A 25,005-nucleotide genomic window follows, 5' to 3' on the forward strand; every position below is an offset into this window, starting at 1 on the left:
CGCAGCATGGCATCGCTCCGTGATCTCTGGCGTCGCCTCGGCGCGGACCAGCGCGGCGTCTCGGCGATCGAGGCGGCCATCGCGCTGCCGGTGCTGGCGCTGGCCCTGTGCGGCGTGCTCGAGTTCGGGCTCAACGTCTATAATCGCCAGCAGCTGCAGGTCGCCGTGCAGGCCGGCATGCAGTTCGCGCTGCGCAATCCGAACGACACGACAGGCATCATGAGCGCGATCAGCGCCGCCTTGCCGGCCAATGCCAATGCCACCGTGAGCACGCCGACCTATGTCTGCGAATGCAACAACGGCACACAGATCAGCTGCAGCCCGATGGGGACATGCTCCGTCGGCACGCCGCGGCGGATCATGACCGTCTCGGTCTCGCGCCCGCCCGTGGCGCTGGTGTCCATGCTGATCGGGTTGCGGCCGACGACGCTGCAGGCCCAGGGCGCCATCACCGTGCCGCCATCCTGAGGATCTCGCCATGCGTGCTTTTGCGCGATGCCTTGCGCGTGATGAGGGCGGCGGGCCGGCCATCGAGTTCGCGATCGCGGGTCCCGTCGTGCTGCTGGTATTGTTCGGGTGCATCGAATTCGGCCGCGTGTTCTGGATACGCAACACCCTGGAGTATGCGGTCGAGGAGGCCGCGCGCTATGCCACGCTCAACAAGAGCGCGACGCAAAGCGACATCCAGACCAAGGTGCGCAGCAACGTCCTGGGGATCAACCCCGGCATCGTCCAGGTCGCGGTGGTTTCCGCGCCGGGGGCGAATGTGGACTACAAGACCATCACCGCGACCCTCAGCACCAACGGCGGCCAGATCAGCCTCATCTCCGGTCTGCTTCCCGTGAAGATGCTGACGGTCTCGGCGCAGACTCGCAGCGTCGTGCCGAAGTAGGCGCGACGCTGGCACTTCATACAATTAGTCGTTTTCTGTGCTGTTGACCCACCGCAACATCTAGTATCACACTTGCGCGCGCCCGAACAAAACCATGGAGCGAGGCAAGGAGCCGGTGGAGTCGATTGCAGCATTCAAAGGGGCCCGTCGCGTCCGGTGGTGGCTGCTCGGCGCCGCGCTGGCGATCGCGACTTCCTGCTCGGCAGGCGGCGAAAGCGGCGGCGCCGCCAACAACTACGAGGCGTTGATGCGGGTTGCCGACCGGGCGCGCGAAGGCGGCGACCCGTCGAATGCCGTGCCGATCTACCAACGCGCGCACGAGATCAATCCGCGTGAGCCCGAGCCTCTGGTGCGCATCGGCCAGTCCCTGCTTCAGACCGGCAACGTGCCGCAGGCCGCAGCATCATTCCAGGAAGCCCTCAAGCTGCGCCCAAGCGATCCCGAGGCCCTGCGCGGGTTGGGTGGGGCGCTGATCGCGATGGATCAGCCGGAGCTGGCGCTGGAGCAGTACGAGGCGGCGCTGCGCGCCGAGCCCGGCGATGCGCGCGCGCTCAACGGCGCCGGCGTTGCGCTCGACCTGCTGGGCCGGCCGGCCGAGGCGCAGGCCCGCTATGATGCGGCGCTGAAGGTCGATCCCGCCAATCTCGCGGCCCGCAACAATTTCGGGCTTTCGCTCATATCCACCGGCCGCTACCCGGAAGCGATCCTGCTGCTCCAGGACGCGGCCGGGCAGCCTGGGGCGAACAGCCGTACGCGCGGCAACCTCGCGCTGGCCTATGGCCTGCAGGGCGACATGCCTCAGGCCATGCGCTGGCTGCGCGCCGACATGGACGATCCCAGCGCGCAGCGCTACCTGGCCTATTTCGGCCAGCTTCGCGGCGCGACACCCGAGGTCAGGACAGCCTCGATCCGAGCCAACCCGGAGTACTATCCGCGGGGCAGGCGCTGAGTTTGACGCACGGTGGCGTGTGCCGGACCGCGCGCCTCCCGGCGCGCTCATGTATTGCCGCGGCAAGACGAAGAGCGCGGCAGGAGCCGCGTGGTCCGTCCGCGCAATCGTGCCTCAAAGGTTGGTGCCGACAGACGTATCGCCCGCGCTGTGGTGGCGGCTCTTCGCCGCGCCGCTATCCCTGTACCGAATAGCCACCGTCGACCGGGATGGCGGTGCCGGTCACGAAGTCGCTGGCCCGGCTGCACAGGAAGACGGCGATGCCGGCATGGTCGTCGGGCGTGCCCCAGCGGCCGGCCGGGGTGCGGGCCAGCACGCGATCATGCAGGCCGGCGACCTCCTGGCGGGCGCGGGTCGTGAGGTCGGTGTCGATCCAGCCCGGCAGCACGGCGTTCACCTGGATGTTGTCGCGCGCCCAGGCCGTGGCGCAGGCCTTGGTGAACTGCACGATGCCGCCCTTGCTGGCGGCATAGGCCGGCGTGTACGAGGTGCCGAAGATCGACATCATCGAGCCGATATTCACGATCTTGCCGCCGCCCGCCGCCTTCATGTGCGGATAGGCGGCATGGCTGCAGAGATAGGCGCTGGTCAGGTTGGTCTCGATCACCTGGGTCCATTCCGACAGCGCGATCTCGTGCGGCGGCTTGCGCACGTTGATGCCGGCGTTGTTGACCAGGATGTCCAGGCGCCCATGGCGGGCGACAGCGCTGGCCACCATCGACCGCACGGACGTTTCGTCGCGGACATCGACCTCGATCTGGCCGGCGGTGGCGCCCAGCGCCGCCAGGTTCCTCACCGCCGCGGCCGATTTGGTGGCGTTGCGGCCGGCCACGACCACGGCCGCGCCGGCAGAGGCGAGGCCGCGCGCCACGCCCAGGCCAATGCCGCCGTTGCCGCCGGTCACGATGGCCACCTTTCCCGTCAGATCGAACATGGTCTTCATGTTTCCCCCCTGCGCCTACGGCTACGCATTCACATATCTTCACTGTCAGCCCAAGCGCCAGTTCACTGTCATCCCGAGCGCCAGCGAGGGATCTCCTGTGAATGGCGCATTGTGCGTCTTGCGCAGGAGATCCCTCGCTGGCGCTCGGGGTGACAGTCCTCCTTTTCGAGACGCAAGCTCTCTGAGACCGGATGTGTGAATCCCGTAGGCGTCTACGGAGGGCGCGGTGCATCGGAACGGCACCGCTGTGAGGGGGCAGCGCAAGCCCGCGCCAGCGCAATCACATACGAGAGTGGGAAATTCGGGCAAAAAATTTGCCCGAGAGGGGAAGCGGTGCGATGGTTGGATCGCAATCTCGACTTCCGTATCCGACGACGGGTGATGGCTGTCCTACATCACCGCTCGGCGGAACCTCTCGGGCTATAGTGATGTCCGCATTCAGCGAACCATCCTCCGCCGCCTATATGCCGTGAAGTGCGGTGGCGGCGGCGTATCAATGCTGTGATAGAGCTGTGATGGAGGCTCGATCCCTACCGCTCGAGCGGCAGGCTGACGACAACCCGTAGCCCGCCGGCGGCGATGTTCTCGGCCTGTACCGTGCCGCCCATGGCCTCGGTGTTGCGCCGCACGAACCACAGCCCCATGCCGAAATGATGCATGCCGGGTGCCGTCAGGGTATTGCGGCTGGTGCAGGCGGGTGCCACCGCCCGGCGGCTGAAATTCTGCTCGAAGATCCGCTCCAGGTCGTCGGGCGGGACGCCCGGGCCGCCATCCTCGATCACGATCTCGGCGTTGGCGCCGGCCGGGCGGACCGTGAGGTGGATGCGGCCGTCGCGCGGCGAGAAGCTGATGGCATTCTCGATCAGGTTGCCCAGGATGGCATCGAACAGCCGCTCGGCGCCGCGGACATGCACGCCCGGTGCGATATTCCGCTCCAGCGTGATGCCGGCCAGCTCGAGCTCGTCCTCGTAGTCGACCACCGCGTCGTTGAGCAGGTCCGAGATGTTGAGGCGCTGCCGGCGCGGGTCGAGCAGGTCCGCGATCATCCAGTCCATGCGTCGTCCGGCCGAGATGATGCGGTCGATCTTGTCGAGCGAGCGGCTGATGCCGTCCAGCGCCTCGCGGCTGCGGTCATCGCCCTGCGGCACGGTCTGGCGCAGCGGCACCACCAGCTGGCCGATCGTCGCCACCGGCGTCTTGAGCGCGTGGATGTTCTCCTCGGCGACGTGGCGGATCAGCTCGGCCGACGAGCGCAGGCCGCCGATCAGGCGGTCGAACTCGCGCGCCACGCCCGACAGCTCGGGCATGCGGTTGAGGGTCTCGAAGGAGTCGCTGCTGCGGCCGGCCCGCAGGTCATAGGCCAGGCGCTGGAAGCGCCGCAGGTGCAGCCACACGCTCAGGAACAGGCCCACCACCAGAATCGCCAGGCCGCCATAGACCATGGCCGCCATCCGCATCTCGCTGGATTGCCAGTACGGCCGGCCGATCGAGGTCTCGAGGTAGGTGGCCTCGGTCCAGCTCGTGAGCACCGACCAGCAGCCGGCCTTGGTACGTGTCGAGGCGATGGCGAACAGCAGCTCGTTGGAGCCGGTCTCGGTGCCGATCCGCGCCTCGATCGGCGCGCTGCCGTCGCAGGTCTTGGGCGCCTCCGTCAGCAGCCCGAGCTGGCTCAGCTTCTGCCGCACCGGCTCGAACGCGCCCTGCGTCTCGTCCGGTGCCGCGGCCACCAGGAACACGCCTTCGCCCTCGGGCTCGGCAGCATGCAGCAGCAGGCGGATGGTGAGGCCGTCATTGGCCATGGCCTTGACGGCGTCGGCCACCAGGATGATCGAGCTCGGGTTGAACTGGTCGAGCAGGGGACGCAGGCCGTTCATGATCAGCGCCGCCTGCTGCTGCGCCGAGCGCAGCACGATCGTGCGCTTGTCCTCGTCGGCCTTGCGGAATTGCACGTAGAGGATCAGCGGCACCGCGCTGCAGGCGATCAGCAGGATCAGCAGGCTGGCGACAATCGAACGGCCTGGCGAGAGATAGCGCCGCAACAGGTCAAACGGGCGGGCCATTGCTGCTCCAGCGATAGCCGAACCCGGGATAGTTCTCGATGCATTCGAACGTGTCGTCCAGGTCGCGGAATTTCTGCCGGATGCGTTTGACGAAGGAGCGGACGTTGGCGCGGTAGCCCTCGGAGCCGAAGCCGGCGGCGAAGCCGGGGCCGCGCACGGCATTGTAGAGGTCGCGATAGCGCACGTCCTGGCCGGCGTTGCGCGCCAGGTGCTCGACCACCGCGAACTCGGCGACGGTGAGGTCGACCTGGCGGCCCTTCCACACGGCGCGGCACGAGACCGGGTTGAGCTCCAGATGGCCGATGGAGAGGGGCTCGCCGCCGCTGTCGAGCGTGCCGCCGCCGTCCTCGCGGCCGCGCGCCAGGATCATCTCGATCCGCTTCTGGATGATGGTGAAGGTGCGCGACTTGTCGATGAAGTCGACGGCGCCGTCGGCCAGCGCCGTCTCTTCGTAGAACGGCTCGCCCAGCACCGTCAGGAAGACCACGGGCACATCGATCTCGGCTTCCCGCATCTTGCGCAGCAGCTCGATGCCGCTCATGGCCGGCATCTTCCAGTCCAGCAGGGCGAGCGTGGCCGAGCGGTCGACCTTGAGGTGCTCCAGCGCGACCCGGCTGTCGCCGAAGGCGAGCACGTCCAGGCCCGCGTCCTTGAGATTGTTGCGCAGCGCCTCGCGGAACATGTCGTCGTCGTCGACGAGGATGACCCGCGATGGATTGACGTCCTTTGACTGACTACCCTTGCTTACCATTGTGTCCTAGCCGTTCCAGGCAGCCTCGCTCGCCTAGGGTTTCTCGGCCGCTGCCGCCGAACTGGTAGGTAAGAACCTTTTGCGCCCCTGTCCGCATGTCGGTGAACAGGAACAGGTCAAGTGTGCAGGCCTGGTCGTGATACGTCCAGACATTGGCCGAGGGCGTCTTGCGGATCGTCGCCGGCGGCCCGAACCGGCGCGTCACGGCGTCCTCTGACAGCCCCGCTAGCGACGGCGCCTGCTGCGGCATCGGCGCGGTGGCCTCCTGGGGCTCCGGCCCCTTCACCGTGCTGGTGGTCGGCTTGCCCTCCAGCGGGCCTTCCTGGGGGGTGAAGGATATCTCGGTGGCGGCGGCCTGGGCCGCCGGCGGCGGCTTGGGCGGCGCCGGCCGCGCCACCGGCTTGGGAGCCATCGCGACAGGCAGCGGCGGCGGCGGTGGCGGCGGCGTGCTGCAGGCTGCCACGCCTGCCACGATCCAGGCGGCTGAAATGCCGCGGAAAAATCTCGACTGCAGAATCAACGTCCTGGTCATGACCTGCCTCTACAGCACGACGTCGTCGCCCGGGAATGCGCAACCCCGCGCACCCCGCGGCGACTTTCGCCAGCGTCGGCGTCCTATTCACACGCAACTGAAATATTCTTATGAACAGCTGGCCAAGAATATCAGATCACCGCACGTGAGATGAAGTGCTATTGCGTCCCAAAAACTAGACGGGGGAGGTGCGAAAACGGTCCCGAGCGGACCGTTCGCGTCACGCTGTGGCGCGCAGCAGGTCGGCAGCCTTCTCGCCGATCATGATGCAGGCAGCGTTTGTGTTGCCTGACGGCATGGTCGGCATGATCGAGGCATCGGCGATGCGCAGTCCGCCGATGCCGTGGACCTTGAGCTGGTCATCGACCACGGCGTTGGGGCCGGGCGCCATGCGGCAGGTGCCGATCGGATGATATGCTGTCTCTGAATTCTGCCGGATCCAGGACAGGATCTGCTCGTCGCTGGTGACGGCCGCGCCGGGTGAGTACTCGTCGCCGCGCAGCGCATCCATCGGCGGCGCCTCGACGATGCGCCGCATCATGCGGAAGCCGTCGACCATGGCGCGCTGGTCGATCGGGTCGGCCAGGAAGTTGAAGCGGATCGCCGGGTCGGCATGCGGGTCGGCCGAGCGGATATGGATCGAGCCCAGGCTCTCCGGTCGCAGCTGGTAGCAGGCTACCGTCATGCTGGGGAAGGTCTGCAGCTTGCGCCGCTTGGGGTCCTTGATCGAGTACGGCACCAGGTGCATCTGCACGTCGGGCGTGTCGAGCTCGGGGCGGGTCTTGAGGAAGGCCAGCAAGGGTGCCGAGGGCAGGCTCAGGAAGCCTCCGCCGGTTGTGAGGTATTTCAGGACCTGCCCGACCAGGCCGACGCCGCGCGCCATCTCGTTGTAGGACACGCCATGGGCCTTGATGCGCCACTGGATGCGGGCGTTGATGTGGTCGCGGAAATTCTCGCCCACCGCCGGCAGGGCGTGCCGCACGGCGATGCCGTGCGCCGCCAGCACCTCCGGCCGCCCGATGCCGGACAGCTCCAGGATCTGCGGCGACTTCACGGCACCCGCCGACAGGACCACCTCGCGGCCGGCGCGCGCCTCGACGACCTGGCCGTGCTGCTCGTAGGCGACGCCGGTGCAGTGCGCGCCGTCGAGCAGCAGCCGCAGCGCCGGCGCTTCGGTGACGATGCGCAGGTTGGCGCGCTTGCGCGCCGGCGCCAGGTAGCAATGCGCCGTGCTCATGCGCCGGCCATGGCTGATCGTGGCCTGCGTCTTGACGATGCCTTCCTGGTCGGCGCCGTTGTAGTCGGGATTGCGCTTGTAGCCGGCGGCGACGGCGGCGGCGAACAGCGCTTCGTAGAGCGGATTCTGGTCCGGCACCTCCGATACGCGCAGCGGGCCTGACCTGCCGCGCCAATCGCCGCCGTCGCCTTTCTCGTAGGTCTCCATGCGGCGGAAGATCGGCAGCACGTCGTCCCAGCCCCAGCCGCGATTGCCGAACTGCGCCCAGGAGTTGTAGTCGAGCGGCTGGCCGCGCACGAAGACCAGGCCGTTGATGGCGCTGGAGCCGCCCAGCAGCTTGCCGCGCGGCACCGGGATGGCGCGGTTGGCGGTGCCCGGCTCGGGCTCGGACTTGAAGCGCCAGTTGGCCGCCGGATGATCGATCAGCAGGCCGAAGCTCACGGGCAGGCGTGACCAGAAGTGGTTGGCCCGGCCGGCCTCGAGCAGCAGCACGCGCGTGCGCCCGTCCTCCGTCAGCCGCGACGCGAGCGCGGCGCCGGCCGAGCCGGCGCCCACGATGATGTAGTCGTATTGGATGTCGGTGCCCATGACGCCATTACCTGATGTCATTCCGAGCGTAGCGAGGAATCTCCTGCGAAGGGAGCTTCATTTCGAGGAGATGTCTCGCTGCGCTCGACATGACAGTGTTGCGTTACTTCTTCGTCACCAGCGGGCAGTCACCCTTGTCCATCGGCCGGAAGGCCTGGTCGCCGGGGATCGTGGCCAGCAGCTTGTAGAAATCCCACGGGCCCTTGGATTCGGCCGGCTTCTTGACCTCGAACAGATACGTGTCGTGGACCTTGCGGCCGTCGGCGCGGATCACGCTCTTGCCGAAGATCTCGTCGTCGGCCGGCGACGACTTCAGCTTCGCCATCACCTTGTCGGCGTCGTCGGTGCCCAGCTTCTGCACCGTCTTCAGGTAGAGCTTGGCCGCCGAGTAGTTGCCGGCCTGCACGCTGGTGGGCATGCGCCCGCCCATCTTGGCGGCGAAGCGCTTGGCGAAGGCGCGGGTGCCCTCGGTGCGATCCCAGTAGAACGCTTCGGTGAGCTGCAGCCCCTGGGCCAGGGGCAGGCCCAGGCTGTTGACGTCGGTGACGAAGATCACCATGGCCGCCAGCTTCTGCCCGCCCTTGGCGATGCCGAACTCGCCGGCCTGCTTGATGGCGTTGGTGGTGTCGCTGCCGCCATTGGCCAGCGCCACGATCTGCGCCTTGGAGGCCTGCGCCTGCAGCAGGAAGGACGAGAAGTCCGACGTGTTCAGGGGATGGCGCACGCTGCCCAGCACCTTGCCGCCGTTGGCGGTCACGACCGCCGAGATGTCGCGCTCCAGGGCATGGCCGAAGGCGTAGTCGGCGGTGAGGAAGTACCACGAGGCGCCGCCCGACTTCACGATCGCCGCGCCGATGCCGTTGGCCACCGACGCCGTGTCGTATGTCCAGTGGATCGTGTAGGCGTTGCAGTGCTTGCCGGTGACGTCCGAGGAGGCGGGGTCGGTCGCGAGGAAGACACGCTTCTTGTCGGCGGCCACGCGCCCGGCCGCGATCGACGAGGCCGAGCCGCCGGCGCCGAGGATGACGTCCACCTTGTCGGTATCGTACCAGCGGCCGGCCGTGGTGGCCGCGACGTCGGCCTTGTTCAGCACATCGCCATGGATCAGCTCGATCTTCTTGCCGGCGACCGTGCCGCCGAAATCGTCGATCGCCAGCTGCGTGGCCGCCACCGAGCCCGGGCCCAGGATGTCGGCATAGACGCTCGACATGTCCGTCAACACGCCAAGCTTCACCACGTCGTCGGAAATCTGCGCCATTGCCGGCGCCATCGCCGCCCCCAACAGCACTACGCTCATCGTCAACGCCTTGCGCATCTCGTTTCTGCTCCCATTGCGGTGGGCATCACGCAGCCCGTCTTGTTTGCCGGGCCACCCTAGGCGACCGGCAACGGCGAAGCCAGCGCCGACGCGGCTGCGCGGCGCTGGCTGTTGTGGACGGATGCGCTATTTCTTCGCGACCAGCGGGCAGTCGCCCTTGTCCATCGGCCTGAAGGCCTGGTCGCCGGGGATCGTGGCCAGCAGCTTGTAGTAGTCGTAGGGGCCCTTGGATTCGGACGGCTTCTTGACCTCGAACAGGTACATGTCGTGGACCTTGCGGCCGTCGGCGCGGATCACGCTCTTGCCGAAGATCTCGTCGTCGGCCGGCGACGACTTCAGCTTCGCCATCACCTTGTCGGCGTCGTCGGTGCCCAGCGCCTTGATCGCCCTCAGGTACTGCTTGGTCGCGGAATAGAAGCCGGCCTGGATGCTGGTCGGCATCTTGCCATTCATCTTGGCGGCGAAGCGCTTGGCGAAGGCGCGGGTGCTGTCGTTGAGGTCCCAGTAGAACGCTTCCGTGAGCTGCAGCCCCTGGGTCCGCTCCAGGCCGAGGCTGTGGACGTCGCTGACGAAGACCAGCAGGCCGGCGAGCTTCTGGCCGCCCTTGACGATGCCGAACTCGGATGCCTGCTTGATGGCGTTGATGGTGTCACCGCCGGCATTGGCGAGGCCGATGATCTGCGCCTTGGAGGCCTGCGCCTGAAGCAGGAAGGAGGAGAAGTCCGACGTGTTCAGCGGATGGCGCACGCTGCCCAGCACGGTGCCGCCGTTGGCCGTGACGATGGCCGACACGTCGCGCTCCAGCGCGTGGCCGAAGGCGTAGTCGGCGGTGAGGAAGTACCATGTCTTGCCGCCCGACTTCACCACCGCCGAGCCGGTGCCGTTGGCCAGCGCCACCGTGTCGTAGACCCAATGCACGGTGTAGGCGTTGCACAGCTTGCCGGTGATGTCGGAGGAGGCGGGGTCGGTGGCGAAGAAGATCCGCTTCTTGTCGGCCGCCACGCGCGAGCCGGAGATCGACGACGCCGAGCCGCCGGCGCCGAGGATGGCGTCGACCTTCTCGGAATCGTACCAGCGGCCGGCGATGGTGGCGGCCACGTCAGCCTTGTTCTGCACGTCGGCGTTGACCAGCTCGATCTTCTTGCCGGCGACCGTGCCGCCGGCGTCGTCGATCGCCATCTGCGTCGCGACCACCGCGCCGGGGCCGTTGATGTCGGCGTAGAGGCTCGACATGTCGGTCAGCACGCCGATCTTGACCACATCGTCGGAGATCTGCGCCGTTGCCGGCGCCGCCGCCAGCAGCAGCACGCTCATTGCCATTGTCTTGCGCATCTTGCTTTTCCTCCCGGTCTGGTGGGCATTGTCTGCAGCCCATCCCTTGACCGGGAAAACCTAAAGCACGTTGCGCCGAATTGCGAACAGGTCTGTCATGGTCGAGCCGCCGCCTCAGAACCGCGGCCGGCTCATGGCCCAGTCGAGCACCAGCAGCGCGCCCAGCGGGAGCATCGCCGTGACCACGACGGCGATGCTGGCCGGCAGGAGGCGGCCCATGTCGAAGACGACCATGCCCTCCCAGGTTCGCGCGTCCAGGCCCTGCTTGCCGTAGATGCTCTCGCAGACAAGCGTGCCGAGCAGGGCGAGCGCGAAGGCCTGCCGCAGGGCTCGGACCAGCACGCGGCCCAGCGCCAGCGCCGCTGAAACGGATGCCAGCAGCGCCAGCGCCGCGCCCATGGTGGCGGCCGCGACCACGCCGCCCTCGGCGCCGCCGGACAGCACGGCGATGGCCGGGATCAGCGCCAGCACGATGATGGCCTGAAGGTCGCGCAGCCAGAGCGCGGCGAAGAGCACGGCGCCGGCAGCCCGCGTTGCCGCCAGGGCCGCCACAGCGGCGCATGCCGGGGCGGCGATCACGCTGCCGACGATCACGCCTGCCAGCGCCGTCACGAGCGTCTGCCCCGCGGCGACAACCAGGGTGGGCGCGACGCCCCGGGCCTGCGCGGCGATCGGGCTCGGCCGCGGCAGGAGCAGGGGCGGGACCACGGCCGCGACGGCCAGGACCTCCCACAGGGCGAGCCCGAGCGCCGTGACACCGACGGCCAGCAGCACGCCGCCGACCGGCCGCGACAGTCCCGCCTCCAGGGCGTGCCTGTCGCGGACGCCGTGCATCATCGCACCGGACGCTGGGCTGTCGCCTGCCATGTCTGCCTCCTGTCCCCATGCCTGTGTCGGCGAAAGGCGCGCGCGCCATGCTTTGCTGCGGTGAATGCCGGCCACAGCTGGCGACAGCCTGACGGGGCCGGTGCCGCGCCGGCTGGGCGAAGCCCGTCAGCCCGTGCCACTATCGCGCGTCCTCATCGACGGGAGAGCGCTCATGACCGACCTTACCCCAGACCTGCGCGAGGCGCTCGCCCGCGTCGGCACCTCGACCCTGACCGGCGTGCTGAACCGGCGTGGCTTGCGCAGCATGTGCCTGTACGACGTGTGGCCGCTGCGGCCCGACACGCCGCGCATGGTCGGGCTCGCCTTCACCATGCGCTTTATCCCCTCGCGCGAGGACAAGGACGGGCCGACCTCCACCAGCCGCAGCATGGTGCAGCCGCAGGCCATGGAGGAGTGCCCGCCGGGGCACGTGCTGATGATCGATTCGCGCGGCGATTCGCGCGCCGCCTCGGCAGGCGATCTCTATGTCGGGCGGCTCAAGGCGCGCGGCTGCGCCGGCATCGTCACCGACGGCGGCCTGCGCGACACCGACGGCATCGCCAAGACCGGGCTGCCGGCCTATTGCCGCCGTCCGTCCTCGCCGCCCAGCCCCATCGTGCATCGCCCGATCGACCTCAACCTGCCGATCGCCTGCGGCGGCGTCGCGATCTATCCCGGCGACGTGATCGTGGGCGACCGCGACGCGGTGGTCGTGATCCCCCCCGACATCGTGGCGGCGGTGGCCGAGGAGGCCCTGGCGGCCTACCACTACGAGGAGTTCGCCGAAGCCGAGGTGGCGCGCGGCCGGTCGCTGAAGGGCCTGTTCCCCGTCGCCGGCGAGGAGGCCAAGCGCGACTACGAGGCCTGGAAGAAGGCGCGCGAGGGCAAGGCCTAGTCTTCTACCTCTCCCGCAAGCGGGAGAGGTCGCCGGGCGCGCAGCACCCGGCGGGTGAGGGCCCAAGGACCAGTCGCTTCGTCTGTTGCCCCTCACCTTCCCATCGCGCTTCGCGCAATGGGCCCCTTCCTCTCCCGCTTGCGGGAGAGAAGATGGCCGAATTAGTAATAGTACGAATCATTCTTGCGAGATATGTTCAATACATACTAATGTCCGCTCCACTGGATGCTGAGAACGTGGAGAAGGACCCATGGCCGTGGCCAGCGCCGACATCGGCCCGCGCGAGGACTACATCACCGTCGCCGGCTGCCGCACCTACGTGCAACGCGCCGGCAAGGGCACGCCGGTGCTCTATCTCCACGGCGCCAACGGCGGCGGCAGGTGGCTGCCCTTCATGGAGCGCCTGGCGGCCGACCATGAAGTGATCGCGCCCGAGCATCCCGGCTTCGGCCGCAGCGACACGCCTGACTGGTTCGACAACATCCACGACGTCGCCTATTTCTACCTCGACCTCATCGACGCGCTGGGGCTGAAGGGCGTGCATCTGGTCGGCTCCTCGCTGGGCGGCTGGGTGGCCTGCGAGATGGCGGTGCGCAGCACGGCGCGCCTGGCCAGCCTGGCGCTGATCGGCTCGGCCGGCCTGCACCTGAAAGGCGTGGCGCGGCCCGACACCTTCATGTGGACCCCGGAGGAGGCGGCGCGCGGCCTGTTCCATGACCAGGCCCTGGCTGAGAAGATGCTGGCGGCGGCGCCGTCCGATGACGAGCTCGAGCGCCAGATGAAGAACCGCTTCGCCACGGCCCGGCTGGCCTGGGCGCCGCGCTTCTATGATCCGCACCTGCACAAGTGGCTGCACCGCATCGACGTGCCGACCGTGGTCTTCTGGGGCGCCCAGGACCAGCTGGTGCCGGCCGTCTACGCCGAGCGCTTCGGCGAGCTTATCCCGAAGGCGACGGTCCACTATTTCGACGCCTGCGGGCACCTGCCGCAGGTCGAGCAGCCGGCGGCGTTCGCCGAGGCGCTGGCGACGTTCGTGCGGAGGGCTGCGTAATGCGTTTCTTCTTCTTCCACCTGATGCCGTATGCGCCGCTGGATCTCGACTACGACAAGACGCACAAATCGGCCTGGGTGACGCTGCCCAACAGCTACTACGATCCTAAGCTGGGCGCCGATCTCTACAACCGCTACCTCGACGAGCTTGAGTATGCCGACGAGCTCGGCTTCGAGGGCATCAGCGTCAACGAGCATCACCAGACCGCCTACGGCCTGATGCCGGCGCCCAACGTCTTTGCCGGCATGCTCGCGCGGCGCGTCAAGCAGGCCAAGATCTGCATCCTGGGCCGCGCCCTGCCGGTGCTCTCCAATCCGCTGACCGTGGCCGAGGAGTTTGCGGTCCTCGACAATGTCACCCGCGGCCGCATCATCACCGGCTTCGTGCGCGGCATCGGCGCGGAGTACCATTCGATGGCGGTGAATCCGGCGGAAAGCCACGCCCGGTTCCATGAGGCGCACGACCTCATCGTGCAGGCCTGGACCCGGCCGGGGCCGTTCGCCTACGAGGGCAAGTACTACCACTTCCCGTACGTGAACATCTGGCCGCGTCCCTACCAGACGCCGCATCCGGCCATCTGGGTGCCCTCGCAGGGCTCGCGCGAGACCATCGAGTTCGCGGCGGCGCGCGAGCGCAAGTACGTCTACCTGCAGACCGCCACGCCGGCGGAGATGCTGTTCAAGTACATGCGCGCCTATCGCGAGGCGGCGCTGCGCCAGGACTACGAGGCGAGCGCCGACCAGCTCGGCTGGTCGGTGAAGATCTATGTCGCCGAGACCGACGAGATCGCCAGGCGCGAGGCCAAGCCGCATGTCGAGGCCTTCGTGAACAAGTTCCTGCGCATGCCGGTGGAGATGCTGCTGCCGCCGGGCTACAGCTCCATCGAATCGATGAAGGGTGTGATAGCCGCCAAGAAGACGATCACCGGCGGCGCCCGCACCATCGACCAGCTCCTGGAGCAGGGCACCTTCATCTGCGGCAGCCCGGCGACGGTGCGCGCCAGGCTGGAGGAGTACCAGCACAAGGGCGGCTTCAACATCGTGATGGCCGGCCTGCATTTCGGCACCCTGCCGGCCGAGCTGACGCGCAAGAACATGGAGATGTTCGCCCGCGAGGTGATGCCGCACCTGAAGGACCGCGTCCCCGAAGGCTACCGCCCCATCGCGGCCGAATAACGACGGCGTCGTCGTTGCAGAAAGATTAACCACAGAGGCACAGAGACACAGAGGAAGCACAGAGGGAAGAAACTGCGCGCCTTTGGCGCGCGAAAGAATTCATTTCTCTGTGCTTCCTCTGTGTCTCTGTACTACTGACCTCGAGAATCTCTGCGAGCCGTGGTGATTTGGATAGCCTTCATGGTGAGCCTGTCGAACCATGAAGGCGTCGCACGAGCGGTGGTGCGGCGCTTCATGGTTCGACAGGCTCACCATGAAGCACTCCTCCGCTATTTGGTTGCGGCCAAAGGCTACGCTGTGCCTCTGTGGTGAAATCTTTCTTCCCGCGACCAGACAAGACGTCGGGATCAGCCGTCCAGGCCGACGATGCGCCGCAGGTAGCCGACGAACTGCGCCTGCTCGCCAGGCTTGAGCGGCGCGAGGAAGCGCTGCTGGGTGCGGCGCACGGCGGCATCCATCGCCTTGACCAGCTTGTCGCCCTTGGCGGTGAGCGACAGGATGCGGCCGCGATGGTCGGCCGGGTTGACCCGGCGTGAGATCAGGCCGCGCCGCTCCAGCCGCGTGATCACGTTGCCGGTCGTCGACCGGTCGAGCGCCACCAGGCTCGCCACCGTGTTCTGGTCGACGCCGGGATGATGCGCCAGCGCCACCAGCACCACGTGCTGCGGCCCGGTGATGCGGAAGGGCCGCGCCTCCTCGCTGAAGATCGTGACCGAGAGCTGATGCGCCCGCCGCACGAGATGTCCCGGCTTCTCGTCGAGCTGATGCAGGCCTTCCGCCGCGCGGCGCTGGGTACGCTTCGTCATGGCCGCGAGAGTAGCGGCAGCTTCAGCTTCTGACTACGTCGGCGAACGCCTGCAGCGCGCCGATGCCTTGCTGCGATGCTGGATTTCCTCTAGCTTCGCCGCAGGATCAGTGGCGCGCGAGCAGGATTGATGAAGAAGCCAAGGCCGGCGGTGATAGCCGATCTGCTCGAGAAGCCCGGCCACCTCATCCGACGGGCGCATCAGTTCTCAGTGGCTGTGTTCGAGGATCTGGCGGCGCGCGATCGCATCACCGCGCCGCAGCACGTGGTGATGACGGCTCTGTTCAAGCATCCCGGCATCGACCAGGTGACGCTGGCCAATCTCGTCGCCCTGGACAAGGTCACGACCGGCACCATCGTGTCGCGCCTGGAGCGGCGGGGGCTGCTGCGGCGCGAGCAGTCGATGCAGGACCGGCGCGCCCGCGTCCTGCTGCTGAGCGAGGCCGGCCGCCAGCTGCTGCTGCAGATGCAGCAGACCGTGCGGCAGTCGCAGGCCAACCTGCTGGCCAACCTGTCGGCGGCCGAGGGCCGCGAGCTGGTGCGGCTGCTGCGCAAGCTGATCGGCGCCGAGCCGGCGCGGCCCCGGCGCAGTTCAGGCCGGAGCCGGGCCGCCAGGCAGTAGGTGGACGGGATCGGCCGCGCCCCTGCCGCCGGGCCGGAACTTGCTTGACGACGCGCATATCCCGCGGCATTTTGAAATAGTAACAATACTAACTAATGAGACGAGGGTATTCCGGGCCCGAGCGCGGCCTGCCGTCAGCGACTGTCCGAAGGCCATCCGGGGAACAAGGAAGGAAACACATGACCGAGATCAATCGCCGCGACCTGCTGCGCGGCTCCGCCGCGGCCGGCGCGCTGGCGCTGGCAGGCTTGCCGATCGAGGCGCTCGCCGCCGGCGTGCAGCAGCTCGTGGTGCAGAGCGGGGCGCTCAATTCGCTCGATCCGGCGCACCAGATTTCGGCCGGGGACGAGGGCCGCGTCGCCATCCTGGTCAGCAACGCGCTGCTGCGCTACGCCGCGGGCGACAAGTTCGACCTGGTGCCCGACCTCGCCACCGGCTACGAGGTCGGCGACGGCGGCAAGACCTACACCTTCAAGCTGCGCCAGGACGTGCAGTGGCACGGCGGCTTCGGCAAGTTCACGGCCCGCGACGTGAAGTGGTCGATCGAGCGCATCCTCGACCCGGCCACCAAGTCGCGCAACGCCGGCCAGTTCAAGGACGTGGCGGGCGTCGACATCGTCGATGACCACACAGTGCGCTTCCGCCTGAAGGAGCCGTCGGCGGTGTTCCCGCACGCGGTGGCCACGTTCCGCGGCGGCTTCATGATGTGCGAGGCGGCGGCCAAGGCGCAGGGCGCCGACTACGGCAAGATGGTGATCGGCACCGGTCCCTTCATGCTGGAGAAGGCCGTGCTCGACCAGGAGATCGTGCTCAAGCGCAACGATGCGTATTTCGGCGACAAGCCGAAGCTGGAGAAGATCACCTTCCGCGTCATCCGCGAGTCGAGCACCGCGTCGCTGGCCTTCGAGCGCGGCCAGCTCGACCTGATCGACGTCAACGACCGCGAGCAGACCGACCGCTACGCCAAGGATCCCAAGTCCACGCTCATGATCTCGAGCGTGACCACCGGGCTGTACCTGCTGACCTTCAACACCGCCAAGGCGCCTTTCGACAAGAAGGAGGTGCGCCAGGCCTTCCAGCACGCCCTCAACAAGAAGGCGATCGTGGATGCCGTCTACGCCCAGCGCGGCCGGGTCGTGGACTCGGTCGTGCCGCCGGGTGTCGAGGGCTACACCGAGGTCAAGTCGTATCCCTACAACCCCGAGCTGGCGAAGAAGATGCTGGCCGATGCCGGGGTCAAGGACCTCAAGTGCAGCCTCACCGTGCCCACCAGCTACCAGCGCGAGGCGGTGATGATCCAGGCCCAGCTCAAGCAGGTCGGCATCACGCTCGACATCAAGCTGATCGACCGGCCGACCTGGTTCCGCGCCCTGGGCCAGTCCGAGCACGACATCATCTGGAATGCGCATTTCCGCGCCCCCGCGGCCGACGCCTTCCTGTACCCAAGCTATCACTCCTCGAACCAGCCGCCGAAGGGCACGAACTGCGCCTTCTACGCCGGCGTCGACGAGCTGATCGACAAGGCGCGCGTCACTTTCGACGAGAAGGCGCGCACCGATCTCTACGCCCAGGCGCTGCGCCGCATCGCCGAAGACAGTCCGGCGATCCCGCTGACCCTGGAGCTGAACACCTACGTCACGCGCAAGTCGGTGAAGGACATCAACGTCTACCGCGTGCCGGAGAATGCGCCCGTGCTGGAACGGGCGTATATCGAGAAGTAGTTGAGCGCAGCGAAGGACCTTGCGGTGTGTTGTGCGCGCACGATGGTGCAGGAGAGCGAAGAAGGCTTCACCACAGAGGCACAGAGATCACAGAGAAGCACGGAGATGACGCGTTGCGCGCCTCCGGCATGCAGGAAATTTCTTCCTCAGTGACCTCTGTGTCTCTGTGGTCAATCTTCTCTTGATCGTTCAACAGCGACTCTGCATGAGCTTGACGCGCCGCAAAGTCCTTCGCGCCACTCGGGACGAAGGTAGGGAAAGTCACCTGCGTTCATGGGCATCCTGATCCGCTTCCTGTCCCAGGCGTTGCCGACCCTGCTGGGGGCAGTCACCATCCTGTTCCTGCTGCTGCGCATGATCCCCGGCGATCCGGCGCAGGCCATGCTGGGCGCCGATGCGACCGCTGCCGACCTGGCGCGCCTGCGCCAGGACCTCGGGCTGGATCAGCCGCTATGGGTGCAGTACGGCGTCTTCCTGCGCAGCTTCGTGGTTGGCGACTGGGGCAACTCGATCGTCACCAAGACCCCGGCGCTGGAGCGGGTGCTCGAGGCCCTGCCCAGCACGCTGATGCTGTGCGTGGCGGCGATCGTGCTGATCATCGCCATCAGCCTGCCTGCCGGCGTCGTGAGCGCCGTGCGGCGCGACAGCTGGGTGGATTACGGTGTTTCCCTGGTGGTCTTCCTGCTGATGTCGATGCCGCAGTTCTGGCTCGGCCTGCTGCTGCTTCTGGTGCTGTCCTACTGGCTTGACTGGTTCCCGATCTTCGGCGCCGGCGAGGCCGGCGACCTGCTGTCGCAGCTGCATCACCTCGTGCTGCCGTCGCTGACCCTGGCGGCGGGCTTCCTCGGGCTGGTGACGCGGCTGACCCGCTCCAGCATGCTGGAAGTGCTGGGCCGCGACTATGTGCGCACGGCGCGCGCCAAGGGCCTGCGCGAGCCGGTGGTGATCGTGAAGCACGCGCTGCGCAACGCGCTGTTGTCGGTGGTGACGGTGATCGGCCTGACCATGGGCCAGCTGCTGGGCGGCGCCGTGATCGTCGAGGTGGTGTTCGCGCGGCCCGGCGTCGGCACCATGATCTGGGACGCCATCCTGCAGCGCGACTACCCGCAGGTGCAGGCCGGGGTGGCGGTGTTCGCGGCGCTGTTCATCGCCACGAACTTCCTCACCGACCTGCTCTACGGCCTGCTCAACCCCCGGATCCGGGTCTGACCATGCCGGCGCTCATCCTGAAGAAGCCCAAGGCGCTGGCCGGCCTGCTGCTGGTCGCCGTCATGGTGCTGCTGGCGCTGCTGGCGCCGTGGATCGCGCCCTACGATCCGCTGGCGCTCGATCCGGCGGTCAGCAACCAGGCGCCGTCGGCGCAGTTCTGGCTGGGCACCGACTTCTTCGGCCGCGATGTGCTGTCGCGCATGATCTGGGGCGCGCGCCCGTCGCTGCTGATCGGCTTCTCCAGCGTCGCCATCGGCTGCCTGATCGGCGCCGCCATCGGCCTCGCGGCGGGCTATTTCCGCGGCTGGGTCGACACGGTGCTGATGCGGCCGGTCGACGTGCTGCTGAGCTTCCCGATCGTGGTGCTGGCCCTGGCGCTGGTCGCGGCGCTGGGTCCCAGCCTGCTCAACCTGATCCTCACCATCAGCCTGCTGTTCGTGCCGCGCTTCGCGCGCGTGGTGCGGGCTGAGGCGATGGCGCTGCGCGAGCTGGACTACATCGACGCCGCGCGCGTGGCAGGCCAGACGCCCGTCGTGATCATCATGCGCCACGTGCTGCCCAATGCGCTGGCGCAGATCATCGTCACCTGCACGGTGTTCATGGCCAACGCGATCCTGGTCGAGGCCGGCCTGTCGTTCCTCGGCGTCGGGGTGACGCCGCCCGAACCGTCCTGGGGCAACATGCTGGCGGAAGGGCGCAACAACATCCTGGGGGCGCCGTGGCTCACGACCTTCCCCGGCGTGATGCTGACCCTGACCCTGATCGGCTTCAACCTGCTGGGCGACGCCCTGCGCGACATCCTCGACCCGCGCCTGCGCGGCCTGCAGGCCTGAGGAGGACGCGATGAAGCCGGCGCTCCACCTTGAAGGCAAACCACAGAGGCACAGAGACACAGAGGTTGCACAGAGAAAGCCTTCAGGCGCGCCGCAGGCGCGCAACCTGATCATGCTCTGTGCTTTTCTCTGTGCCTCTGTGTCTCTGTGGTTAGTCTTCATGGAGACAAACGTGCACCTGTTCGGAGCAAACCCGACAGGCGGCGAGGCCTGACATGGCGCTGCTCGCGGTCAGCAATCTTGCCACCGAGTTCAAGACCCAGGCCGGTCCGCGCCGCGCGGTCGACGGCGTCAGCTTCGCCGTCGAGCGCGGCGAGGTGCTGGGCATCGTCGGCGAGAGCGGCTCGGGCAAGAGCGTGACGGCGCTCTCGATCATGGGCCTGATCGACCCGCAGGTCGGGCGCATCGCGGGCGGCTCGATCAGCTTCGACGGCCAGGATCTCGTCGGCCTGAGGCTGGCCGAGCTGCAGGCGCTGCGCGGCAGGCGCATCTCCATGATCTTCCAGGAGCCGCTGTCGGCGCTCAACCCGTGCTACACGATCGGCGACCAGATCGGCGAGGTCTTCGTGGCCCATGGCGACGGCGCCGGCCCGGCGACCCGGGGGCGCGTGCTGGAGCTGCTGAAGCTGGTGCACATCCCCGATCCCGAGGGCATCCTGCGGCGCTATCCGCACGAGATCAGCGGCGGCATGCGCCAGCGCGCGATGATCGCCATGGCGCTGGCCTACACGCCGGACCTGCTGATCGCCGACGAGCCCACCACGGCGCTTGATGTCACCATCCAGGCCCAGGTGCTGAACCTGATCGACCGGCTGCGCCGCGAGCTGAAGCTGGCCGTGATGCTGATTACGCACGATATCGGCATCGTGGCGCAATACGCCGACCGCGTCGCGGTGATGTATGGCGGCCGCATCGTCGAGACCGGCCCGGCCGAGACCTTGCTGATTGCGCCGCAGCATCCCTACACGATCGGGCTGCTGGCGTCGGTGCCGCGTCTGGGCACCGGGCGGTCGCGCGAGCGTCTGCGCGAGATCCCCGGCACCGTGCCTTCGATCACCGAATTGGTGCCGGGCTGCCGCTTCGCGCCGCGCTGTGCGCATCGCATGGCGCGCTGCGGCGAGCAGGCGCCGCCGCTGGAGGCGCGCGCGGCCGGGCATGACGCGGCGTGCTGGTGGACGGGGGCGGCATGAGCGGGACGGAAGACCTGCTGCTCGAGGTCAGCGCGCTCTCGATGCGCTATCCGGTGCGCCGCCGCTCGCCGTTCGCCGAGCGGCGCTATGTGCATGCCGTGAACGGCATCGATATCCGCCTGCGCCGCGGCGAGACCCTGGGCATCGTGGGCGAGAGCGGCTGCGGCAAGACCACCCTGGCGCGCTGCATCCTGCGGCTGCTGGAGCCGACCGGCGGCCGCATCGTGCTCGACGGCCGCGACATCACCCATGCCCGGGGGCGCGCGCTGCGCGCGGCGCGGCGCGACATGCAGTTCGTGTTCCAGGACCCGTATGCCTCCCTCGACCCGCGGCTGCGCGCCGTCGAGCTGGTGCGCGAGCCGCTGGATGCGCTGTCTGGCCTGTCGCGCGCCGAGGCCACCGAACGCGCGATCGCCCTGCTGGAGAAGGTCGGCCTGACGCGGGCGCAGGCGCTGCGCTATCCGCACCAGTTCTCCGGCGGCCAGCGCCAGCGCATCGGCATCGCCCGCGCGCTGGCGCTGAACCCCAAGCTGGTGCTGGCCGACGAGCCGGTGAGCGCGCTCGACGTCTCGATCCGGGCCCAGATCCTGAACCTGATGGCCGACCTGCGCCAGGAGCTGGGGCTGAGCTACATCGTGATCTCGCATGACCTGGCGATCATCGACTATGTCTGCGACCGCGTGGCCATCATCTATCTCGGCCGCATCGTGGAGCAGGGCGGGGTGGCCGAGGTCTTCAGCCGGCCGCGCCATCCCTACACGCAGGCGCTGCTGGCGGCGATCCCGCATCACGATCCGCGCCAGCGCCGGCGCACCGCCGAGATCACCGGCGACCTGCCCAACCCGACCGCGCCGCCGCCCGGCTGCGCCTTCCATCCCCGCTGCCCCAAGGCCACCGACCTGTGCAAGCGCCAGGCGCCGCTTCCCGTCGCCACCGGCGGCCACGAAGTCGCCTGCCACCATGCCGACTAGCCACCGTGCGACCGGGAGATGAAGACTCACCACAGAGGCACAGAGGCACAGAGGCACAGAGACACAGAGGAAGCACAGAGAACTGCTTTCTCGCGCGCCGAAGGCGCGCAGTCTTTTCTCTCTGTGTTCCTCTGTGTCTCTGTGCCTCTGTGGTGAATCTTCCTCTTCCCGTCCCGACCCCGCCAACCGACGTGCTCGACGCACCGGCGACATTGGAGACACCCCATGCACCCCGTCGTTGACCTGATCCGCGAGAAGCTCGGCGACACGGCGGTGCTGACCGGCGATGACGTCACCGCCCGGCCGGTGTCGCGCATCATCAAGAGCGGCTGCGCCGCCATGGCCATCATCCGCCCCAGGAGCACCGAGGAGGTCGCGCTGGTGATGCGGCTGTGCCATGACGCCGGCGTCGCGGTGGTGCCGCGCGGCGGCATGACCGGGCTGGTCGGCGGCACGCTGGTGGGGCCGCACGAGATCGCGCTGTCGCTGGAGCGCATGACCGGCATCGAGGAGGTCGACACGCTGACCCAGACCATGACGGTGCAGGCCGGCGTGCCGCTGCAGGCGATCCAGGACGCCGCCGCGGCCCACGACCTGCTGTTCCCGCTCGATCTGGGGGCCCGCGGCTCGGCCACCATCGGCGGCAACATCGCCACCAACGCCGGCGGCAACAAGGTGCTGCGCTACGGCATGGTGCGCGACATGGTGCTGGGCCTGGAGGCGGTCCTGCCCGACGGCGAGATCGTGTCCTCGATGTTCAAGATCCTGAAGAACAACACCGGGGTCGACCTCAAGCAGCTCTTCATCGGCACCGAGGGCACGCTGGGCATCGTCACCCGCGCCGTGCTGCGCCTGCAGCCGGCGCCGCGCTCGCGCCAGACCATGCTGGGCGCCTTCCGCGACTTTGCCGCCGTCACCCGGATGCTGGCCCATATGCGCGCCGCCTCCGGCGGCAACCTCAGCTCCTACGAGGTGATGTGGCGCGACTACTACATGCTGCTCACCGCGCCCGGCCGCCACGCGCCGCCGCTCGACCAGAACCATCCCTTCTACGCCCTGGTCGAATGCGAGGGCGCCGACCCGGCCGGCGATGACGCCGCCTTCCAGGCGCATCTCGAGGCGGCGATGGAGCGGGGCTGGCTGGCCGACGCGGTGATCGCGCGCTCCGAGGCCGAGCGCCTGCAGCTGTGGCGCATCCGCGACGACGTGCACTACCTGACGACGCTGTCGCCGCTGTTCGTCTTCGACGTCAGCCTGCCGGTCTCGGCGATGGACGCCTACGTCAAGGATCTGCGCGCCGCGCTTCAGCGGCGCTGGGCGGACCCGACCCTGATCTCCTACGGCCATCTCGGCGACGGCAACCTGCACCTGGCGCTGTCCTGCGGCACCGCCGCCGACAAGGAAGCGGTCGAGCAGCTGGTCTACACGCCGCTGCAGGCGCTGCGCGGCTCGGTCTCGGCCGAGCACGGCATCGGCGTCGACAAGAAGAAGTATCTCGGCGTGACCCGCACCCCGGCCGAGATCAGGCTGATGCGGGCGTTGAAGGCCGCCATCGACCCCGCCGGCCGCCTGAACCCGGGCAAGATCGTGTGACCGGCCAAGCTATGATCGGCTATCCTGTCGCCCGGTGCGAAGCGAGGCATGCTGCGGTGGCGGATGGATCGCAAGAAGACAAACCACAGAGGCACAGAGGCACAGAGCTTCACCGAGAGGCAGTAGCGCGCCGAAGGCGCGCAGTCTTTTTTCTCTGTGCTCCTCTGTGTCTCTGTGCCTCTGTGGTGAAGTCTTCGCGTCTCCACACCATGAGCTTGGCGTATAGGCGAGAACGAGCATGACTGATCATCCGATCCTGATCTCCGGCGGCGGCATCGGCGGCCTGGCGGCGGCCCTGGGCCTGGCGAACAAGGGCTTTGCCGTGACCGTGCTGGAGCAGGCGGCGTCGCTGGGCGAGATCGGCGCCGGCATCCAGATCGGGCCCAACGCCTTCCACGCCTTCGATCGCCTGGGCGTCGGCCCGGCGGCGCGCGCCAAGGCGGTCTATGTCGATGCGCTGGTGCTGATGGACGCGCTGTCCGACGAGCAGGTCTGCGCCATCCCGCTCGACGAGCCGTTCCGCCGGCGCTTCGGCAATCCCTATGCCGTGGTCCATCGCGCCGACCTGCACGGCGTGCTGGTCGATGCCTGCCGCGCCCATGCCCGCGTGAGCTTGCGCACCGGCGCGCGCGTGTCGGGCTACGCCCAGGACGGCTCAGGCGTCACCGCGACCCTGGCCGATGGCGAGGCCCTCAAGGGCATGGCGCTGATCGGCGCCGACGGCCTGCACTCGGCGATCCGCGCCCAGCTGGTGGGTGACGGCGCGCCCGTCGTGTCCGGCCACACCACCTTCCGTTCCGTCATCGCCACCGGGCTCATGCCCGAGGCCCTGCGCTGGAACGGCGCCACGCTGTGGGCCGGGCCGAAATGCCATATCGTCCACTACCCGCTGCAGGGCTGGAAGGTGTTCAACCTGGTGGCGACGGTCCAGAACGATGCCACTGAGGCGGTGGCCGGCGAGCCGGTGCCCACCGAGCTGGTGCATCGCAGCTTCGCGCATCTGGCGTCGCGGGCGCAGAGCATCATCCACGCCGCCGGGAGCTGGAAGCGCTGGGTGCTGTGCGATCGCGAGCCGCAGGAGAAATGGGTCGACGGCCGCGTCACGCTGCTGGGCGACGCGGCGCATCCCATGCTGCAGTACATGGCGCAGGGCGCCTGCATGGCCCTGGAGGACGCGGTCTGCCTGGCCGAGTCGGTGGCGGCGAACACCAGCGATATCGCTGCCGGCCTGGAGGCCTACCGCCAGGAGCGCCTGCCGCGCACCACGCGCCTGCAGCTCTCCTCGCGCGCGATCGGCGAATACGTCTACCATCCCGACGGCGCCCGCCGCCTGGCGCGCAACGCCTGGCTGAAGGCCAAGAGCCCGACCGAGTTCTACGACAGCCTGCAATGGCTCTACGGCGCCCGCGGCTGACGGGTTGATGATCCTCTCCCGCTTTGCGGGAGAGGACGGGGCCGGTCGCGCCCGGCA

The 25,005-nt window shown here is 68.2% G+C and carries 23 protein-coding genes; 14 read left to right on the forward strand and 9 right to left on the reverse strand.

All coding sequences use genetic code 11. The annotated features are described in order from the left end of the window. The first annotated feature begins 6 nt into the window (after nucleotides 1-6). From FHP25_RS12020 to FHP25_RS12030, 3 genes are all read left to right on the forward strand, one after another. The gene (locus tag FHP25_RS12020) at nucleotides 7-468 is read left to right on the forward strand and encodes a TadE/TadG family type IV pilus assembly protein (RefSeq protein ID WP_178133475.1); all 462 of its coding nucleotides are present in this window, start codon (nucleotides 7-9) and stop codon (nucleotides 466-468) included. Nucleotides 469-478: 10 nt separating this feature from the next. Then, nucleotides 479-892 (forward strand): TadE/TadG family type IV pilus assembly protein, encoded by a 414-nt coding sequence (locus FHP25_RS12025; protein WP_147847171.1) that lies wholly within the window; start codon nucleotides 479-481, stop codon nucleotides 890-892. A 94-nt stretch (nucleotides 893-986) separates the two neighbouring features. Then, complete coding sequence (locus tag FHP25_RS12030; RefSeq protein ID WP_147847172.1) at nucleotides 987-1,841, forward strand: tetratricopeptide repeat protein; 855 nt, start codon at nucleotides 987-989, stop codon at nucleotides 1,839-1,841. A gap of 175 nt (nucleotides 1,842-2,016) precedes the next feature. Here FHP25_RS12030 and FHP25_RS12035 read toward each other — a convergent pair whose 3' ends face one another. The 8 genes from FHP25_RS12035 to FHP25_RS12070 form a co-directional block, all read right to left on the reverse strand. Continuing rightward, nucleotides 2,017-2,784 carry an SDR family NAD(P)-dependent oxidoreductase gene (locus tag FHP25_RS12035; RefSeq protein ID WP_147847173.1) on the reverse strand — a complete coding sequence of 256 codons (768 nt, stop codon included), beginning with the start codon at nucleotides 2,782-2,784 and terminating at the stop codon, nucleotides 2,017-2,019. A 530-nt stretch (nucleotides 2,785-3,314) separates the two neighbouring features. Then, nucleotides 3,315-4,844, reverse strand: coding sequence for a sensor histidine kinase (locus FHP25_RS12040; RefSeq protein ID WP_147847174.1), 1,530 nt, complete (start codon nucleotides 4,842-4,844; stop codon nucleotides 3,315-3,317). Further along, the gene (locus FHP25_RS12045; protein ID WP_147847175.1) at nucleotides 4,828-5,595 is read right to left on the reverse strand and encodes a response regulator transcription factor; all 768 of its coding nucleotides are present in this window, start codon (nucleotides 5,593-5,595) and stop codon (nucleotides 4,828-4,830) included. The genes FHP25_RS12040 and FHP25_RS12045 overlap by 17 nt, the downstream gene beginning before the upstream one ends. After that, the gene (locus FHP25_RS12050; protein ID WP_147847176.1) at nucleotides 5,579-6,127 is read right to left on the reverse strand and encodes a hypothetical protein; all 549 of its coding nucleotides are present in this window, start codon (nucleotides 6,125-6,127) and stop codon (nucleotides 5,579-5,581) included. The genes FHP25_RS12045 and FHP25_RS12050 overlap by 17 nt, the downstream gene beginning before the upstream one ends. Before the next feature lie 220 nt (nucleotides 6,128-6,347). Beyond that, nucleotides 6,348-7,952 (reverse strand): GMC family oxidoreductase, encoded by a 1,605-nt coding sequence (locus FHP25_RS12055; protein ID WP_147847177.1) that lies wholly within the window; start codon nucleotides 7,950-7,952, stop codon nucleotides 6,348-6,350. Between the two features lie 103 nt (nucleotides 7,953-8,055). Then, nucleotides 8,056-9,249 carry an ABC transporter substrate-binding protein gene (locus FHP25_RS12060; RefSeq protein ID WP_231712305.1) on the reverse strand — a complete coding sequence of 398 codons (1,194 nt, stop codon included), beginning with the start codon at nucleotides 9,247-9,249 and terminating at the stop codon, nucleotides 8,056-8,058. A 147-nt stretch (nucleotides 9,250-9,396) separates the two neighbouring features. Then, nucleotides 9,397-10,602 carry an ABC transporter substrate-binding protein gene (locus FHP25_RS12065; protein WP_147847179.1) on the reverse strand — a complete coding sequence of 402 codons (1,206 nt, stop codon included), beginning with the start codon at nucleotides 10,600-10,602 and terminating at the stop codon, nucleotides 9,397-9,399. Between the two features lie 114 nt (nucleotides 10,603-10,716). Then, nucleotides 10,717-11,469 carry a hypothetical protein gene (locus tag FHP25_RS12070; protein WP_147847180.1) on the reverse strand — a complete coding sequence of 251 codons (753 nt, stop codon included), beginning with the start codon at nucleotides 11,467-11,469 and terminating at the stop codon, nucleotides 10,717-10,719. Nucleotides 11,470-11,641: 172 nt separating this feature from the next. Here FHP25_RS12070 and FHP25_RS12075 point away from each other — a divergent pair, with 172 nt between their 5' ends. The 3 genes from FHP25_RS12075 (at nucleotide 11,642) to FHP25_RS12085 (ending at nucleotide 14,590) form a co-directional block, all read left to right on the forward strand. Then, entirely contained in the window at nucleotides 11,642-12,364 is a 723-nt protein-coding gene (locus FHP25_RS12075; RefSeq protein ID WP_147847181.1) for a ribonuclease activity regulator RraA, read from the forward strand. Between the two features lie 250 nt (nucleotides 12,365-12,614). Next, nucleotides 12,615-13,415, forward strand: a complete 801-nt coding sequence (locus FHP25_RS12080) for an alpha/beta fold hydrolase (RefSeq protein ID WP_218578341.1) — start codon at nucleotides 12,615-12,617, stop codon at nucleotides 13,413-13,415. Next, nucleotides 13,415-14,590: an LLM class flavin-dependent oxidoreductase gene (locus tag FHP25_RS12085; RefSeq protein WP_147847182.1), complete on the forward strand. Its 1,176-nt coding sequence runs from the start codon at nucleotides 13,415-13,417 to the stop codon at nucleotides 14,588-14,590. Before FHP25_RS12080 ends, FHP25_RS12085 begins: the two co-directional genes overlap by 1 nt. Nucleotides 14,591-14,937: 347 nt before the next feature. On the opposite strand, the gene FHP25_RS12090 is transcribed toward FHP25_RS12085, so the two are convergent. Beyond that, nucleotides 14,938-15,396 (reverse strand): MarR family winged helix-turn-helix transcriptional regulator, encoded by a 459-nt coding sequence (locus FHP25_RS12090; protein WP_147847183.1) that lies wholly within the window; start codon nucleotides 15,394-15,396, stop codon nucleotides 14,938-14,940. A 129-nt stretch (nucleotides 15,397-15,525) separates the two neighbouring features. Here FHP25_RS12090 and FHP25_RS12095 point away from each other — a divergent pair, with 129 nt between their 5' ends. The 8 genes from FHP25_RS12095 (at nucleotide 15,526) to FHP25_RS12130 (ending at nucleotide 24,948) form a co-directional block, all read left to right on the forward strand. Further along, nucleotides 15,526-16,017 (forward strand): MarR family winged helix-turn-helix transcriptional regulator, encoded by a 492-nt coding sequence (locus tag FHP25_RS12095; RefSeq protein WP_147847184.1) that lies wholly within the window; start codon nucleotides 15,526-15,528, stop codon nucleotides 16,015-16,017. A gap of 179 nt (nucleotides 16,018-16,196) precedes the next feature. Continuing rightward, nucleotides 16,197-17,738 carry an ABC transporter substrate-binding protein gene (locus tag FHP25_RS41365; RefSeq protein WP_218578342.1) on the forward strand — a complete coding sequence of 514 codons (1,542 nt, stop codon included), beginning with the start codon at nucleotides 16,197-16,199 and terminating at the stop codon, nucleotides 17,736-17,738. Between the two features lie 273 nt (nucleotides 17,739-18,011). Further along, nucleotides 18,012-18,947 carry an ABC transporter permease gene (locus tag FHP25_RS12105; RefSeq protein ID WP_147847186.1) on the forward strand — a complete coding sequence of 312 codons (936 nt, stop codon included), beginning with the start codon at nucleotides 18,012-18,014 and terminating at the stop codon, nucleotides 18,945-18,947. 2 nt (nucleotides 18,948-18,949) lie between these two features. Next, on the forward strand, nucleotides 18,950-19,780 hold the full coding sequence (locus FHP25_RS12110; protein ID WP_147847187.1) for an ABC transporter permease: 831 nt from the start codon (nucleotides 18,950-18,952) through the stop codon (nucleotides 19,778-19,780). A 215-nt stretch (nucleotides 19,781-19,995) separates the two neighbouring features. Next, nucleotides 19,996-20,970: an ABC transporter ATP-binding protein gene (locus tag FHP25_RS12115; RefSeq protein ID WP_147847188.1), complete on the forward strand. Its 975-nt coding sequence runs from the start codon at nucleotides 19,996-19,998 to the stop codon at nucleotides 20,968-20,970. Then, entirely contained in the window at nucleotides 20,967-21,941 is a 975-nt protein-coding gene (locus FHP25_RS12120) for an ABC transporter ATP-binding protein (RefSeq protein WP_147847189.1), read from the forward strand. The genes FHP25_RS12115 and FHP25_RS12120 overlap by 4 nt, the downstream gene beginning before the upstream one ends. 225 nt (nucleotides 21,942-22,166) lie before the next feature. Continuing rightward, complete coding sequence (locus FHP25_RS12125) at nucleotides 22,167-23,534, forward strand: FAD-binding oxidoreductase (RefSeq protein WP_147847190.1); 1,368 nt, start codon at nucleotides 22,167-22,169, stop codon at nucleotides 23,532-23,534. Nucleotides 23,535-23,772: 238 nt separating this feature from the next. Beyond that, a complete protein-coding gene (locus tag FHP25_RS12130) occupies nucleotides 23,773-24,948 on the forward strand; it encodes a 3-hydroxybenzoate 6-monooxygenase (protein ID WP_147847191.1) in 1,176 nt (391 codons plus the stop codon). Nucleotides 24,949-25,005: the final 57 nt, after the last annotated feature.

The sequence above is a fragment of the Vineibacter terrae genome, assembly GCF_008039615.1.
In the GTDB taxonomy this organism is placed as follows: domain Bacteria; phylum Pseudomonadota; class Alphaproteobacteria; order Reyranellales; family Reyranellaceae; genus Vineibacter; species Vineibacter terrae.